This window comes from Planctomycetia bacterium (genome assembly GCA_021413845.1).
Classification (GTDB): Bacteria; Planctomycetota; Planctomycetia; order Pirellulales; family PNKZ01; genus PNKZ01.
This window is the reverse complement of record JAIOPP010000059.1, coordinates 52939-68617: the sequence shown is the minus strand read 5'-3', so window position 1 is coordinate 68617 and position 15679 is coordinate 52939. Positions and strand designations below refer to the sequence as shown.

At 60.5% G+C, this 15679-nt stretch carries 15 protein-coding genes; 7 read left to right on the top strand and 8 right to left on the bottom strand.

Features of this window, described 5'->3' with window-relative positions; translation table 11 throughout:
• Positions 1 to 564 precede the first annotated feature (564 nt).
• The gene (locus K8U03_11140; GenBank protein MCE9605442.1) at positions 565 to 1152 is read right to left on the bottom strand and encodes a thioredoxin family protein; all 588 of its coding nucleotides are present in this window, start codon (positions 1150 to 1152) and stop codon (positions 565 to 567) included.
• Between the two features lie 463 nt (positions 1153 to 1615).
• Here K8U03_11140 and K8U03_11135 point away from each other — a divergent pair, with 463 nt between their 5' ends.
• Positions 1616 to 1939, top strand: coding sequence for a hypothetical protein (locus tag K8U03_11135; protein MCE9605441.1), 324 nt, complete (start codon positions 1616 to 1618; stop codon positions 1937 to 1939).
• 170 nt (positions 1940 to 2109) lie between these two features.
• Here K8U03_11135 and K8U03_11130 read toward each other — a convergent pair whose 3' ends face one another.
• Positions 2110 to 3144 carry a hypothetical protein gene (locus K8U03_11130; protein ID MCE9605440.1) on the bottom strand — a complete coding sequence of 345 codons (1035 nt, stop codon included), beginning with the start codon at positions 3142 to 3144 and terminating at the stop codon, positions 2110 to 2112.
• Between the two features lie 192 nt (positions 3145 to 3336).
• Here K8U03_11130 and K8U03_11125 point away from each other — a divergent pair, with 192 nt between their 5' ends.
• Entirely contained in the window at positions 3337 to 4377 is a 1041-nt protein-coding gene (locus K8U03_11125) for a sugar phosphate isomerase/epimerase (GenBank protein MCE9605439.1), read from the top strand.
• 24 nt (positions 4378 to 4401) lie between these two features.
• On the opposite strand, the gene K8U03_11120 is transcribed toward K8U03_11125, so the two are convergent.
• Positions 4402 to 5799, bottom strand: coding sequence for a DUF2029 domain-containing protein (locus K8U03_11120; protein MCE9605438.1), 1398 nt, complete (start codon positions 5797 to 5799; stop codon positions 4402 to 4404).
• Positions 5800 to 6220: 421 nt separating this feature from the next.
• On the opposite strand from K8U03_11120, the gene glgX reads away from it, so the two are divergent.
• Complete coding sequence (gene glgX, locus K8U03_11115; protein ID MCE9605437.1) at positions 6221 to 8404, top strand: glycogen debranching protein GlgX; 2184 nt, start codon at positions 6221 to 6223, stop codon at positions 8402 to 8404.
• A gap of 172 nt (positions 8405 to 8576) precedes the next feature.
• A complete protein-coding gene (locus K8U03_11110) occupies positions 8577 to 9155 on the top strand; it encodes a DUF255 domain-containing protein (GenBank protein MCE9605436.1) in 579 nt (192 codons plus the stop codon).
• Between the two features lie 29 nt (positions 9156 to 9184).
• On the opposite strand, the gene K8U03_11105 is transcribed toward K8U03_11110, so the two are convergent.
• Complete coding sequence (locus tag K8U03_11105) at positions 9185 to 9817, bottom strand: response regulator transcription factor (GenBank protein MCE9605435.1); 633 nt, start codon at positions 9815 to 9817, stop codon at positions 9185 to 9187.
• A gap of 252 nt (positions 9818 to 10069) precedes the next feature.
• Between K8U03_11105 and K8U03_11100 the strand changes: the two genes are divergently transcribed.
• Positions 10070 to 10813: a 4'-phosphopantetheinyl transferase superfamily protein gene (locus K8U03_11100; GenBank protein MCE9605434.1), complete on the top strand. Its 744-nt coding sequence runs from the start codon at positions 10070 to 10072 to the stop codon at positions 10811 to 10813.
• Positions 10814 to 10910: 97 nt separating this feature from the next.
• On the opposite strand, the gene K8U03_11095 is transcribed toward K8U03_11100, so the two are convergent.
• On the bottom strand, positions 10911 to 11246 hold the full coding sequence (locus K8U03_11095; GenBank protein ID MCE9605433.1) for a hypothetical protein: 336 nt from the start codon (positions 11244 to 11246) through the stop codon (positions 10911 to 10913).
• A 446-nt stretch (positions 11247 to 11692) separates the two neighbouring features.
• Here K8U03_11095 and K8U03_11090 point away from each other — a divergent pair, with 446 nt between their 5' ends.
• Together K8U03_11090 and K8U03_11085 are read left to right on the top strand one after the other, a co-directional pair.
• Positions 11693 to 11887 carry a hypothetical protein gene (locus tag K8U03_11090; protein MCE9605432.1) on the top strand — a complete coding sequence of 65 codons (195 nt, stop codon included), beginning with the start codon at positions 11693 to 11695 and terminating at the stop codon, positions 11885 to 11887.
• A gap of 33 nt (positions 11888 to 11920) precedes the next feature.
• A complete protein-coding gene (locus tag K8U03_11085; GenBank protein ID MCE9605431.1) occupies positions 11921 to 12922 on the top strand; it encodes a D-2-hydroxyacid dehydrogenase in 1002 nt (333 codons plus the stop codon).
• A gap of 52 nt (positions 12923 to 12974) precedes the next feature.
• Here the strand turns inward: K8U03_11085 and K8U03_11080 are convergent, their stop codons facing one another.
• The 3 genes from K8U03_11080 to K8U03_11070 form a co-directional block, all read right to left on the bottom strand.
• Positions 12975 to 13943: a GNAT family N-acetyltransferase gene (locus K8U03_11080; protein MCE9605430.1), complete on the bottom strand. Its 969-nt coding sequence runs from the start codon at positions 13941 to 13943 to the stop codon at positions 12975 to 12977.
• A 176-nt stretch (positions 13944 to 14119) separates the two neighbouring features.
• Positions 14120 to 14419 (bottom strand): Rieske (2Fe-2S) protein, encoded by a 300-nt coding sequence (locus K8U03_11075; protein MCE9605429.1) that lies wholly within the window; start codon positions 14417 to 14419, stop codon positions 14120 to 14122.
• Positions 14420 to 14422: 3 nt separating this feature from the next.
• Positions 14423 to 15514 carry a Gfo/Idh/MocA family oxidoreductase gene (locus tag K8U03_11070; GenBank protein MCE9605428.1) on the bottom strand — a complete coding sequence of 364 codons (1092 nt, stop codon included), beginning with the start codon at positions 15512 to 15514 and terminating at the stop codon, positions 14423 to 14425.
• Positions 15515 to 15679: the final 165 nt, after the last annotated feature.

Here is a 15679-nt window from a genome sequence, read left to right as displayed (position 1 = left end):
CGAGAAAGCAAATCGTTCGATGTCTTCTTCCGGCCTGCGGTGTGTACGGGTTTGCTTCGGCAAACACGCATGCCTCGCGATCCTCGGTCGTCGTCCGTTCAGGCGAGACGTACGACGACTGTAAGCCGAGGGTCGAAACTTCCACGACGGTCAATGCTAGGTTGCAACGTCGCAGAGAACGCTTCGCTGAACTTGGGTGTCGTCCGGTGCGTCGTCGCGCGAGCCAGCCTTTCTTTGCGAAGAAAGCCGGTTCGGGCGGAATGCTCTGCGCAGAGAATGTTTGACAAGAAGCCCAAGCCCGCTCGGGCGACGACGCACGAACTTTTTTCAAGTCGCAACAACTCGCGATCACGGCCGTGCTTTATTTAAGTAGCAGGCACGTTCCACGTGCCGTCCGCCACAGTTGATAGCGAACGATCGTTGCGGTGCGGCCCCGGATATGCATCCGGGGCTATTGAACGGAGCTGCGTGTGAACGAAGGCTGCGTGCGTCGCGATGTTGCAGTCTGCTTCGATGGCGCACGTGGCTGACGGCACGTGGAACGTGCCTGCTACTTTGCGGTTGCTACTTGGGGTTACTAAAGTAGTCCGGTTCGTTGCCGGGTTTCCATTTGATATTGCAGCCGAGGCTGGCGCGCTGTTCCGTAGTCACGAATTCGCCGGCGAGCAAGGCATCGAGGGCTGCGCGGAGATCGGTGCCCGTTACGGGAATGTCGCTCCCTGGGCGGCTCGCGTCGAGTTGGCCGCGGTAGGCGAGTTTTTGTTCGGAGTCGAAGAGAAAGAAATCGGGAGTGCAGGCCGCATGGTAGGCGTGGGCGACTTGTTGCGTAGCGTCGAAAAGGTAGGGGAACGTGTAGCCGCGAAACTCCGCCTCTTCCTTCATCTTCGCCGGCGAATCGGCCGGATGGGCTTCGATATCGTTGGAGCTGATGCCGACGATCGCGACCCCTTTCGCTTGATAATCGCGCGCGAGCTTCGCCAGTTCCGCCGCTACGTGCTTCACGAACGGGCAATGGTTGCAGATGAACATCACCAACAAGGCCGGCGAGCCGCGGAAATCGGCGAGAGAAACCGGCTTGCCGTCGACGTCGGGCAGGGAGAAGTCGGGAGCGACGGTCCCGAGCGGCAGCATGGTGCTCAGCGTTCTAACCATGGAAAAATCTTTCGTCAAAGAGCAAGCGTCGTCGCCGACGTCGGGCAGGGCAGGTCGCTCGGCATCGTAACAAAAGCCCACGGGTTGCTAAAGCAGCGGTTACGGCGTATCGGATGTGTTAAAGCACCACATTTGAGACCCGCATTTGAGACAGAGTCTCGCGCGGGAACGTCTCGCGATGGTCGAACTTGCAGTCGATAATGGACGTATGTTTGGAGGAAGGGAGTCGGTCGTGCGATGTCGTTCTGAATGGAAAAACTGGCGCAAGCGACGGCTTATATTTGCTTCGCAATTCACCGGGTTCCTCTAGCTTGACATGGGTATTTGCACCGATTCTACTAATCAAGCAGTCGTGATCGATGCTGGATGCATGCGGAAAACGGCTGTGGAAAACATGCGGACGGTTGCCGAGGGGTCGACCGGCCGCAAGACCATCTATAGACCACACACTGGGAGATCGCTGATGAAGAAGCGTGTTTTGACGTTGGTCGTAGGAGCTTTGGCAATGTGCCTCACGCTCGACTCGGCCCAAGCTCGCCCGAAGTTCGTCGACGTTTTTAAGGAAACCTATCCGTCCGTCACCGCCGCTGCCACGGCCAAGTGTGGTATCTGCCACGCCGGGACCGACAAGAAGATGCGCAACGAATACGGCGCTGCCGTCGGTGGTGCGATCGGTGAGAAGAACGAAAAAGATCTCGCTAAGGTGAAGGCTGCGCTCGAGAAGGTAGCCAAAGATAATCCGAAGTGGGACGAAGCTTTGAAGGCCGGCAAGTTGCCGGTCGAATAGTCGCTCTCGATCACTCTCTTCGACGAAGCGGACCACGACCCAACAGGTCGTAGGCGCTTCGCGTGAGTGGTCGCGAACGTGAACGCTCAGAGCGGTGCGAACTCAAAAGGTTCGCACCGCTTTTTTCGTAGCGTAAGACCATCGCTTACGAGACGCGGCACGCGCAGCGCTCATTCGACCTGGGGCGCGCCGGCAGGCTCGGGCAAGAAGAGCGGCGGCGAGAGGTCGGCCGGTTCTTGCGTACTGGGGAGCAGACCTTCGTCGGCTTTGCCGACCTCGGCGCTGCGGCGATAGTTGCCCGGCGGCACGAGATCGGTGTGATACGCAGGCTCCGTCGGTGCGTCGGCGAAGTGAGTCGCGTTCGGTTTGTCGTCGGCTTGAATGCGCGAAGCCTTAGCTCGTCCGGCGATGTGTCCGCCGACGAGCGCGATTCCGTAGGCTGCGGTGCCGTAGCCGGGAATGAATCCGCCGATGCTGTTCCCCAGATAAGTGCCGTAAGCGGGATAGAGCATCACGTAGGCTTCGCGCTCTTCCGCGAGCGTGCCGTGATCGTGGACGTAGTTGAGCGCGTCGCGCGTGGCGATCCCTTCGTGCCACAACGGCGCGACCGGAACGAGTGCGTAGATCGCGGCGTAGGTGCCCGGATATTTGCGGCGTGCGAAGTCTTTGGCGTGACCACCTTCGTGGAGCGCGAGCGAGGGGACATCGCTGTAGATGTTCACCGTGTTGGTGTAAGGGTTGTAGTTGTCGCCTCCCCAAACTCGGCCGGGAAAGATCGTGTCGCCGAGCCAAGCGAACGTGCCGAACGAATAGCGCCAACCCCATGCGACCGCTTTGTTGCTGCGCAGCCGTCGCCATTCGTCGCGCGGGGCGTATTGATTGAGCCGCACTTTCACGGCCGTGAGCTCGTTGGCGGCCAAGTAGGCGCCGATCGTTTCTTCGGTCGCGGCGGAGACCCGATGGTTGTCGACGCGGCGGTCCCAAAGCGTCAGCTTGCCGGGAATGCCGACGACCCAACCGATGCCGTCGAGAATACGACGCGGTTGCCCACGCTCGATTTGCGGCTGCGTCATCGCGATCAATTCCGGCGCAGCACGGTATTGCGATGCCGAGCCGAGGTGATAAGGGCCTTGTCTACAACCCGACGCTGCGCAGAGCGATACGCCGAGCGCGAAGCAGCCGAGTAGTGAAAGGGTTCGAGGCATGTCGGTTTCCGACTCGTTTTCGCCGCGAGTTTCCGGCGCCGGCCGAGAAAAACTCGCGGGAGAGTACCGCTGCTCCGGCGCGGCGGCAAGGGCTTTCTCGCAGCATCGCCGGCACTGCGCATAGACTCGCACCGCTCGGCGATGGATACTTCACTGCCAGCATTCCCACTCTCTCCGCTGTAGGGCTCTCGCATGTCGCACGATCCTTCCGCCGACGAATCCGCTTTGTCTCGACGTTCGCTCTTCGCCGCCACGCTCGGAGCCGCGGCATTCGGCATGTCGGCGGCTGCCGTCGGCACGACCGGTTCCGCTGCCGATGGAGTCGGCGGAGCAAGCGGCGCTTCCATCGTCGGCAAAGAGTCGAAACGTTATGCCATGAAGAAGTCGATCAACCTCTGGGCTTTCCCGTATCCTCAGAAGATGACGCTCGAGCAATGCCTACGGCTCGCGAAAGAGGCGGGCTTCGACGGCATCGAGCTCAACTACGATCTCGACAACGACCTATCGCCGAAGAGCAACACGGCGCGCTATACCGAAATCCGCAAGCTCTGCGACTCGCTCGGGCTCGCCGTGAGCGGACTCTGCTCGTTTCTCTTCTGGCCCTATCCGCTCACGGCCGAAGACCCGGCGAAGCGCACGCGGGCGGCCGAGCTTGCGAGCCTGATGACGCAATGCGCCCACGATCTCGGCACCGACAATCTACTCGTCGTGCCGGGTGCCGTAACGATTCCGTGGCGCGATGATTATCCGCCGATCACGCCGAAGGTGTGCGACCGTCGGGCCCGCGAAGCGATCGGCAAGCTCTTGCCGCAGGCCGAGAAACTCGGCGTGTCGCTCAATATCGAAAACATCTTTTTCAACGGCTACCTCATGACGCCGAGCGAGATGATCACGTTCGTCGATTCCTTTTCGAGCGAGCAAGTGAAGGTGCATTTCGATACCGGCAACATCATGCTCTATCAATATCCGGAGCACTGGATCGAGATGCTCGGCCCGCGCATCAAGAACGTGCATCTCAAAGAGTTCACGACCAAAGGAACCGACCACTCGCTGGAATCATTCCGTCCGCTGCTCGACGGCACGACGAACTGGCCCGCGGTGCTCGAAGCCTTCGCAGCGACCAACTATAAGAGTTATTTGACGTTTGAATATTTCCACCCTTATCAACATTGGCCGGAAGCGCTGGTGCATCAGACGAGCGATTCGCTCGATCGGATGTTGGGGCGAAAGTAAGACGCTTGGGCGATCTTGCGCCGGCTAGGCTGCGATGGGCGCGGTGGCATATTCCGGTTCGTCGCTCGCCGTTTCCGTGACGACGGCTGCCACAAGGAACAGCGCGCACGCCGCGTAAACCGGCAGCGAGACGATCGTGATGTTCTGGCCGAGCGAGGCGGTCAGGTTGAAGATGTTGCGAGAGTTCGCGCCCATCACGATCGTCCACAGGAACAGCGGATTGAGCCACAAGACGGCCAGCGAAAGTCGGAACATGCCGCGCAGCGGGCTTGGCCGACCGAGGCGGTAAGCGATGAGCAGGATCGGTTGCATGAGGAGCACGAAGTAGTGGTCCCAACAGATCGGCGACACCAGCACCAGCGCAATCAGATGGAGACCGAAGGCCATGTCTTCGGTCTCGCGCGTGCGACTTCGACGCGTGACGAACGCCACGACTCCGATCAAGATCGCGACGGCGAGCAAGTAAGCGACGCGCGGCAACCACACGCTACGGACGAGAGGGACCGCGTATTTCGAGTCGGCACTAAAGAGCCGGAGGCAGAAGCCGTCGAGCGAGGTGTTGGCCCAACTGGCCCGATAAGTACTCACTTCGGGGAGCGATTTCGTGATGTAGCTCTCGAACGCCTGAGGCCCGAGCACGACTGCCGTGAGTGCGATCGTCAGGACGAAGACGAAGGCGCCGACGAACACCGCGCGCCACTTCCCCTTGAGCACGAAGTAGAGAAACAGAAAGCCGGGAAAAAGCTTCACGGCGGTCGCGACGGCAAGTATCGCGCCGGCCAAGGCAACGTATCCGCGTCGATCGGCGATCCAAGTCGCCGTGATCAGTAGCAACAGAAAAGCGCCCAGCTGACCGCATCCTAAATGCTGCAACACCGGGTTGCCGGTCGCCAGCGTGAGCGCGGGCAGCCAAGCCCAACGGCTGAAGCGGATTCCGGTTTCTCTCAGGATCAGCCAAGCGCTGGTGCCCAACGCCGCGACCGACAGCCAATTCCACAGCAGAAATCCGAAGCCGTAGGTCAAGACTCCGAACGGCAGAGCGAGCAGAACCGCCGAGGGAGGATGGCCGTTGATCTCGACGAAGAACTCCTCGCGACTCGGAGTGACCTTCAAATAAAGTTGAGCCGCCTCGCGCTGCGGAGTGTAGATCGGTCGGCCGGTGAAGTAGTTGCGGGCCGAGGCCCATTCTTGGAAGAAGTCGGCGAAGTTTTTGCCCGGCTCGACCAAGCCGCGATAAAAGCCTGGACCATAGGCGAAGCACGACAATACGAGCAGGCAGGCCCAGACGAAGCGGCGCGTCGTCGGCCAATCGCTCGCGGCGGCCTCGAGCGATGCGCGGGCGACCGACGCCCGTTCGATCGCGGGGCCGTCAATCGTCGGCCCATTGAGTGTCGGGCAATTCGACTCCATAGACGAGGCCATTCGGGTATTGATTCAGAGGGCTAAGAGTCGAACCGTCGGCGTGTCTATTTCACGCTACTTGCGTCCGATCGGAATTCAAGTGTTGCTCCGAAAATTGCACCGCTCCGCACGACGGTTGTAATGGTTATTAGGCCTGACCATCCGTATGTTGAAGCGTTCGTCGAACTTCCTTCGCTGTGTGCGGAGAAAGAGCCGTGAGTCGCCGGCCGGTGCTTTCCAAATAGTTTTCCCTTGCCGGTTCCGATTAGGGATAACTTCGCGGATGCGACGGGCTCGGGGGATGGGCTCAAACTTTGTTCACGGAAAGGACGATCCAATGGCCGGGTATTTTCGTCGCCGGCTGCGGCTGAAATCGGATGCGGAGTCGGGGCGATCGGCAGATTCCGCCCCATCGCTACGTTCCGACGATTCGCCGCAGCCGATGTCGGACATGCATGGCCCCCCGACGAAGCCCCGGACTGATGGTATGTTATTGAGCTCTAGTTCCCTCGTTAGCTTTGCAGAAACGCGTCCCATGACGCATGCCCATCCTCCGCTGCAGTTCTCGCTTGGCTTACCTTACGGTGCCATTCTTAAAGAGGACGGAATTCAGTTCGTCGTCGTCAGCAAGGCGGCGACCGCGATGCGCGTGCTGCTCTACGATCGGGTCGAAGACCGCGAGCCGACGGACATCATCCATCTGAATCCGGAGCTCGACCGGTGGGGCGATGTGTGGAGCGTCTACGTGCCGGGAATCGGTGCCGGGCAGCTCTATCACTTCCAAGCCGATGGTCCGTTTGCGCCGCAGCAAGGGCATCGCTTCAACGGCAAGGCGCGCTTGATCGATCCGTGGGCCAAAGCGCTCGCCGGCAAATTTCTGCTCTCGACCGACGGCATTATTCGTCCGCCGAAATGCGTCGTCGTCGATGATACGTTCGACTGGCAAGGAGACCGCCATGTGAAGCGGAACCTTTCCGAGAGCGTGATCTATGAAATGCACGTGAAGGGCTTCACGGCGTCGAAGTCGAGCGGCGTGAAATTCCCCGGCACCTATCGCGGCATCGTCGAAAAGATTCCGTACTTGAAGTCGCTCGGCGTTACGGCCGTCGAGCTGATGCCGGTTCACGATTTTCCCACCGAAGGCTGGATGGGCGAAACGCTGAAGCGCGTGAACTATTGGGGCTACGACCCGATGGCCTTCTTCGCGCCGCATCGGGGCTACGCCGCCTCGAAAGAGCCCGGCGGTCAGTGCCGCGAGTTTAAGGAAATGGTGCGCGAGCTGCATCGCAACGGCATCGAAATCATTCTCGACGTCGTCTTCAACCACACGTGCGAAGGCAACGAACACGGCCCGACGTTGAGCTTCAAGGGCTTGGAGAACAGCGTCTACTACATGCTGGCCGGCAACGGCGAGCACTATAAGAACTACTCCGGTTGCGGCAACACCGTGAACGGCAATCATCCGATCGTCCGCGAGATGATCTTTCATTGCCTGCGTCATTGGGTTCACAACTACCATGTCGACGGCTTCCGCTTCGACCTCGCCTCGATTCTCAGCCGCAATCGCAACGGCGACTTAGTCCCTAATCCCCCTTTGGTCGAACAGATCGCCGAAGATCCGCTCTTGGCCGATACGAAGATCATCGCCGAAGCGTGGGACGCCGCCGGAGCGTATCAAGTCGGCTCGTTCGCCAATCGCCGTTGGGCCGAGTGGAACGGCCGCTACCGCGACGATGCCCGTCGCTTCTGGCGCGGCGATCCCGGCACGATCGGCTCGCTCGCAACCCGCTTAGCCGGTTCGAGCGATCTCTATGCTTCGAGCGGTCGCCGCCCGTACCACAGCATCAACTTCATCACTTCGCACGACGGCTTTACCGTGAGCGATATGGTGAGCTATTCGTATAAGCACAACGAAGAAAACGGCGAAGAGAATCGCGACGGCGACAACCAGAACTACAGCGAAAACTTCGGCGTCGAAGGGCCGACGCGTCGCAAAGAGATCAACACGATGCGTGCCCGACAGGTGCGCAACATGCTCGCGACGTTGCTGCTCAGCCAAGGGGTGCCGATGATCGTGTCGGGCGATGAATGTCGCCGGACGCAAAAAGGAAACAACAACGCCTATTGCCAAGACGGCCCGATCTCGTGGTTCGATTGGAATCTCGTTTCCAAGAACGCCGACCTGGTTCGCTTCGCGCAAGGCCTGATCGAGTTTCGCAAGCAGCAGCCGACGGTGCGCCGCGCGAGCTTCGTCTCCGGCGAACCGAACGAAAATCATCCGTTGCCCGATGTCAGCTGGTTCAACGCCGACGGCTTGCCGCACGATTGGAACGGCTTCGATCATAGCCTCGCCAGCATCTGGGGAGCTTCGGCGGCGACCGGCAATCCGCAATTCGCGCCGCGGCACATCATGATCTTGATCCACTCGGGCACGATGCCGCGCGAGTTCAAGCTTCCGGCGTTGGCGAGCCAAACGAAGTGGCGATTGTTCGTCAACACGGCGGCCGAGAGCCCGCACGACATCTACCCGGCGCTCGACGGCCCTGCTCCCCCCGATAGCGCGAAGCTGATCGTGCCGTCGAAGACGTTGCTGTGCTACGTTTCCGCACCGCTGATGCGACGCTAGCTGCGGATTTCGTACGGTAGCGTGCCGCACGGACGTTAATCTATTCCGAACGAAGCGATTGTTTTCGCGGTGGGTGTTCTTGCGCTTGTCCGGTCTGTCGCACGACGATAACAGATTTGCGGAACCAAGTTGCGAGCCAAGGATCGGCTCGCCATCGGCAAGGAGGCCTACGATGCGCGCTTCGCTTCGATTTCATGCTGCGTCGATCATGTTGCTCGGGCTATGCTCGGCGACGAGCGCTATCGAACCGGTCGGTTCGGCCTCGCGCGGCATTCCCGAAGGGGAGAGCTCGCGCCGCAATCAGAAAACGGTAGTCCAGGTAGCGGCGACTTCCGCACCGGAAGCGAAGACCGCTGCGGCTGCTGTTGCTGCACCTGTTGCTTGGCAAACCAATGTCGAAGAGGCCTGCCGCTTGGCACGGCAGAATAACTTGCCGGTACTCGTGTTCGTTACCTCGGCGCAGTGCCCTTACTGCGTGAAGATGAAAGATCAAACCTTCCGCACGGCGACCGTCGTTCAAGAGCTGGGGGCGAAGTTCGTTCCGCTGCGTGTCGAACGGGGCTCGAGCCCGGCACTGGAGCGACAACTTGGAGTGAAGTCGTACCCGACGACCGTGGTTCTGCGAAGCGACAAGGTCGAGGTGGCGCGGATGGCCGGGTTCATTCCGGCTCCGCAATTTCTCGGCAACTTGAAGAAGGTCGAAGCTCAATGGACGGTCTTGAACGCTTCCCGACCGATTAAGACTCGCTAGGGGGAAGCCTTCCCGCGGGCCGGCTTGAGCTAGATCAGGCCGTTGCGGGCTGCCCAGACGGCTGCTTGGGTCCGATCGTTCACGCCGATCTTCCGCAACAAGTGCTGCACGTGTTCCTTGACTGTTTCCGCGCTGATGCTCAATTGCTCGGAGATCTGCTTGTTGGTCGCGCCGGTCGAGAGGATCGCGAGAATCTCTTGCTCGCGGGCGGTAAGCGGAGCGTGTTCGCCGATCGAAGGTCGGGTCGTTTTTACGAAGTTGGTGAGCCGGCGCTGGTCGGTTCGGTCCCAGAGCATTTCGCCTGTCCCTGCCTTGCGGACGGCCGCTAGAAGCTGATCGCGATCGGCCGACTTATAGATGTAGCCGTTGGCTCCGTCGGCGTAGGCCCGAGCTTCATGCGTCGGGTTGTCGTGGGCGGAGAAAAGAAGCACATTGACCGGCGGGCGGCGGTTTCGCAGAGCACGCACGATCGTAAGGCCATCCCCTTCGCCCAGCCGGACGTCGAGTAAAACCAGGTCCGGGTTCGTGGTTTCGGCCAGGGCGAGAACTTTGTCGATCGAGTCCGTTTCGCCGCAGACGCTGATTTCCGTCGTTTCGAAAAGGTGGTGCAGGCCGCTGCGGACGACCTCGTGGTCGTCGGCTAGGAGGATTCGGATCGACATCGTGTGCAGGCTCAGGGTGGCTAAGGCAGATTCTATCGGGGGGGTGTTCATCCCGCCTTCCGACAGTGTTACCCTAGCATCACATTGGAGAATGGTAAAGGACAACGACTTCTCACGGGCTGCGAACCCCTTGCCGGATATAGCCTTCCGTAATTTTTTCTATGTGGGTTTCCGCGACGACGACGACGACAATGGAGCCTAAGTGTAAGATGGTGTCGCAACCAGATTCCGGCCGTCGAGCAGACCATCCGCATGGCAACTTGCCCGCTAAACGACGACGAATTGCACCTGTGGTTCGTCCGCTTCGACGAGCTCTTCGATGCCGACCACGGGCAGGCGCCGGCGCCGCTGCTCGACGAAACGGAGCTTGCCCGAGCCGGGCGGTTCCTATTCGATCGCGATCGGCGAACCTATACCCTTTCGCACATGCTTGTTAGGACGATGCTCTCCGCGTTCACGGGGGTCGATCCTGCCGCTTGGCGGTTCGAGTCGAATGCCCACGGGAAGCCGAGAATCAGCGAGCCGGCCGGCTACGCGTGGCTTCGGTTCAACCTCTCGCATACCCGCGGCGGAGCCCTCTGCGGCGTGGCTCGCGATGTGGAAGTGGGCGTCGATATCGAGACGCTTGACCGGGCGACGGAGTGCGTCGGGCTGGCGGAGCGTTACTTTTCGCCGCTCGAAACGGCAGCCTTGCGTCGCGCGCCGGCGGAGCGGCAGAAGGAGCTCTTCTTTCGATTTTGGACGCTGAAAGAAGCCTACATTAAGGCCCGAGGTTTGGGCCTCTCGATCCCGCTCGATCATTTCTCGTTCGAGCTCGACGCCGCTCGAACGCCTACGATTTCCTTCACGCCCGAGATCGACGACTCGCCTGCGCATTGGCAATTCGCCGAAGTCGACTGCGGACCGGGTTTGCCGGCCGCGATCGCGCTTGCGCGAGGCACGTCGAGCGATCGCCGGATCGTGTCGCGCCGCATCACGAGGTTATTCGAGGTTTGATCTCGAACCGATCAACAAAAAAAGCCGCCTCGGTCGTGCGACCGAGGCGGCTTGGAGTCATGGCGACATTCAAGAATCGGAAACCATCGAGCAGGGTTTAGTTCTCCGAGGCGGCGTAAGCGGCGACGTTCACGCACTTCGATTCTTGGTTGTTGTTGTATGGATAGGAGTTGTTGTCGCAGAAGTCGGCCGAGTCGCCGAAGTTGCCGCCGCCGCTGAAGGCCGCGTGGCCGGTGACGCCGCTGTAGCTGTACGATTGATTTACGTTAGCGATGGCTTGGGCAACGTCTGCCAATTCGGTCACGACGGAGTCGCGGACGCTCTTCAGGCCGACGATGACGCCGAGCACCAAAATGGTCGCGATGAGCATGATTTCCGCCGACACGATGGCACCGACTTCTTCGTTCCACAAACGTGCGAATGCAATCTTCATAACGTAAATCCCCGGTTGTTTTCATCTTCCGGACCGAAGCCTTTTCCGATGTTCGGAATATGAAGGCGTTGCGGCGTGAGAACCGGTTGATGACGGAAGAGACTAAAAGCAGAAGGTGTGCCGAAGTCCGTGCCGGAATCTGAGAAGTCGCGTGAAATGCCCTGTTTTACGGCGTTTTATGCTCTGCCGCCCGCTGCGAAAAATCGTGCGGTCTGTGTATTGCCACATTCGGCGTTGCTCTGCGGCAACATGCGCCGTTGCCGCGTGTTGCCGGTTGGCATCGTCAGGGCTCGTACGCCGCATCCTACAATCGTTACCACGCGCATTCCCGCGGGCTCGATCGTCGATAGTCGACCGTGATGCCGACGAAAACGTAAGGTAACTTTGTAGGCCCGATTGTTTTCGTCGGGCTCATGCTTCAGAGAGTTCTCGAGCGACGTCTCGCTATGTGTACCGACGCGATCGGAAGTGTCGTTCAAGCGAAGGCCGATATGGTGTCGAACCAAATCGGCATCGCCGTGGCGCGCAAGTCGCTCGACGCGCAGCAATTGCAAGGAGACGCTGCCGTAGAGCTCCTGCAAACCGCGACCGAGATCGCGAAGCAACTCGGCAAGGGCCTCGAGTTCGATGCTCGCGCTTGAGCTCCGACAACCATTCGCTTCTCGCGCGACGTTATGAAGCTCGTCTGCTTTCCTCCGCTCGATGAAGCTCGCCGGCAGCGCGTCGCAGATGTGCTGACGAGCTCGACGTTCGTCAACGCCGCGACTCAGGACGAAGCGGTTACCTCGATCGTCGAGGCCGATGCCTTTTTCGGCAAGCTTACGCCGCCGCTGCTAGCCGCGGCTCGACAACTCCGTTGGGTCCAATCCCCGACGGCAAGCCTCGAGCATTACGTGTTCGACGAGTTGGTCCGTCATCCCTGCACGCTCACGAACATGCGCGGGATCTTCTCCGACGTCATTGCGGATCATGTGCTGGGCTACATTCTCTGCTTCGCGCGCAACCTGCATCTGTATTTGCGGCAACAGCAAGCGGGGCGTTGGCAACCGATCGGCGGCGAGCAGACTCGGCCCGACTTCGCCGTCGGACCGGGAATCGTCAGCTCGATGGATCGGGCACATCTGCACTTGGCCGATTGCACGCTGGGAATCGTCGGCCTCGGGGCGATCGGCGAGGAGACGGCTCGACGCGCCGCGGCGTTCGGAATGCGCGTCGTCGCGGTCGATCCGCAGCGAACCGCTCGGCCGGATTGCGTCGAGCGTTTGGATTCCTTGAACGGGCTCGACGCGCTGTTGGCGACGAGCGATTTCGTCGTCGTCGCCGCTCCCCACACGCCGGAGAGCGTACGGATGTTCGAGCGCCGTCGGTTTCAACAGATGAAACCGACAAGCTACTTCATCAATATCGGGCGAGGTGCGATCGTCGACTTGGCGGACCTCACCGCGGCGCTCGAGGCCGGCAAGATCGCCGGAGCGGCGTTGGATGTGTTCGAGATCGAGCCGCTGCCGGCGGAGCATCCGCTCTGGCGCATGCCGAACGTCTTACTCACGCCGCACGTTGCCGCATGCTCGCCGAGAATCGCCGAGCGCCATTTGGAAGTGCTGCTCGACAACTTGCGCCGCTTCGAAGCAGACGAGCCGCTGCGGAACGTCGTCGATAAGAAAGCTTGGTTTTAAAACCAGAAATCAGAAACTAGAAACCAGAACAGCCGCATTCCTCTTCTGGTTTCTAGTTTTTGGTTTCTGCTTTTCTAAACACTGCGCCTTGGTCGACTTCGTTGAAGCCGAGCTTCTTATAGAGCCCGAGTGCCGGAGCGTTGTGAACCATTGTCTGGGTCTCGACGAGCGAGACACCGTAGTTGCGCAACTGTTGGAACGCTTCTCCGAGGAGAAACATTGCCATCCCTTGCCGCTGAAACTCCGGCTTCGTCTGCAACTCGATCAGCCCTGCGGCGTGGACACCCCAAGCGGCCGAGATCGTCTCCATCATCCAGAACGTAACGGTTGCGACCGCTTGCAGAGCCGGTTGCTTCAAGTCGAGCTCGAAGCGAAGTTGTGCGAAGTCTCCTTGTGCGCCGGCTTGCCACCAAGATGCCGGCGCAGGATCGTTGATCGTGCGGATCGAAGCGTTGCGGCGCAGCTGCATGAGCCGGCGGTCGACCGGCGGGCGAAAGCTGCCGGTTTCTCGGTGTAGAACCAACGTCCGATCGATCTCGCGGTAACCCGCCGAGCGAAACAGGCATTGCGCGGCGTGGGAAGAATCGAGCACGCCGCCGAGTTCGCTGCCGCCGTACATGCCGAGGTAGAAGCCGTTGAGGGGGCCGATTCCGCCGGCGTAGAGCAGCTCCGCGCCGTTGCGCCGCAGGTATTCTTCGGAGTGCGTCAGGAGCTCGCTGCCGATGCCGCGGCGTTGGTAGTGCGGTCGGGTCATCACCAGATGCGTCACGCCGAGCTGTGTATCGACGCCGGAGCCATCGGCCGTCGGGCCGAACGCAGCATGCGAGAAACCGACCGGAAGATCACCGTCCCAAGCGATCGTGAGCCCGGCAGGATCGAAGTACTGTTTCGCTAAGACCAGCTGATCGAACAGCGCCACCGACATCGGCTGCACCAGCGCTCGCTCGGGAGGCTGCGAGCGCCAGATGTCGACTAAGTGCGGCGGATCGGAATTGCGAAACGTACGGTAACGGATCGGCAAGCTAAGGCCTCGGCGGAGCGAAAGACTTCTGCAAATCTCGGGGGGTGCGATCCTGAGATTATCCGCAGAAGCGCGTCGGCAGCAAGGCGCGGGGTAAGTGAGAAGTCAAAATGCAAAATGCAAAAGTGAAGGCCAACTGTGCGCACTTTTGCATTTTGCACTTTGACTCTTGCGTTTCAGACGTCGACTTGAACTTCTTCTCCCATCACGCGCACCTGCAAGCACGGCTGCACTAAGCTGGGGCGTGTTTGGAATTCGCCATTCGTTACGTCGAACTGCCAGCCGTGCCACGGGCAGACGACGATGCAACCGCGGAGCGCTCCTTTGCCGAGCGGGCCCCCTTGGTGTGGGCAGACGCCGTCGAGCGCGTGAAATTCCCCGGCGACGTTGAACAACGCCACGATCTGATCGCCGGCGACGACTTCGCGCGAGCTGCCCGGCGGACAATCGGCGACTTTAGCAACCGTGGTCCACATCGGTTACTTGGCGACCTTGAGCTTGCGCGCGTTCAAGGTCGGGTCTTTTTCGAGCGGCAAGTAAACCGGCTTGCCCGACTCGGCGGCTTTGTAGATGCCGAGAATGATCTCGACCGAGCGACGTCCTTCGCGGCCGTCGACGCTCGGCGTCTTGTTCTTCTTCACGGCATCGAGCAAATCCTCGAACTGCCGCGAGTGACCGTGATGGCCAATCGCCGTCGGATCCGCCGCTCCGCCGCCGGTGCTCTTGTGAGAATTCATCGCTTCGAGAATCATCTTGTCGCGCTTGTCGGCCTTGGCGAAGTCCCATTTGACGAGGTCTTCTTCCTCCATGCAGGCCGAGCCTTCGGCGCCGTGAATCTCGATGCGCTTCAAGTAGCCGGGATACGCGGCCGTGGTCGCCTCGACGACGCCGAGCGCTCCGTTGGCGAATTTCAACGTGGCGACGGCCGTGTCTTCCACAGCGATCCGCTCGTGCGCGAGCGTGGCGACTTGGGCCCGAATCTCGACGACCGGGCCCATCAACCATGTCAGCAAATCGACGCAGTGGATCGCTTGGTTCATCAGCGCTCCGCCGCCGTCGAGCTCCCAGGTGCCGCGCCATTTTCCGGCGTCGTAGTATTGCTGCGTGCGAAACCATTTCACGTAGGCATCTCCCATCGTGAGCTTGCCGAAGCGCTCGGCTTCGATCGCTTTTTTGATCTCGCGGCTCGAATCGTGGAAGCGCGACGGAAAGATGGCCGAGAGCTTCACCTTGTTCCGGTCGCACGCCTCGATGATGGCATCGCAGCGTTTGAGCGTGATCTCGAGCGGCTTCTCGACGATCACATGCTTACCGGCCTCGGCGGCCATGATGGCCGGCTCCATGTGCGCTCCGCTCGGAGTGCCGACGGTGACGACGTTCACGGCCGGATCGGCGAGCATGTCTTCGAGCTTCGCGTAGGCCTTACACTTGTACGTCGCCGCCAGCTTCTCGGCCGCGGCCGGATAGTTGTCGAAGCAGGCGACGAGCTTGGCTCCCTTAATGTCGGCGATCGCTTTGGCGTGGAAGTTCGCGATCATCCCGCAACCGATAATGCCGAAGCCGAATGCCATACGAGAAAGCCCTTGGTAGTAGTTTCAAGTGGTGCGGAGAAACGTCGAAGCGCCGCCCTGGATGCGGACGGAGCGATTATAGGACCGCCGAGTCGGCGCAGCAACGAAGCAACCGCCGCGGTCGGATAATCCGACGGTCGCAAGCAATAGCCCTTTGCCGCTTGG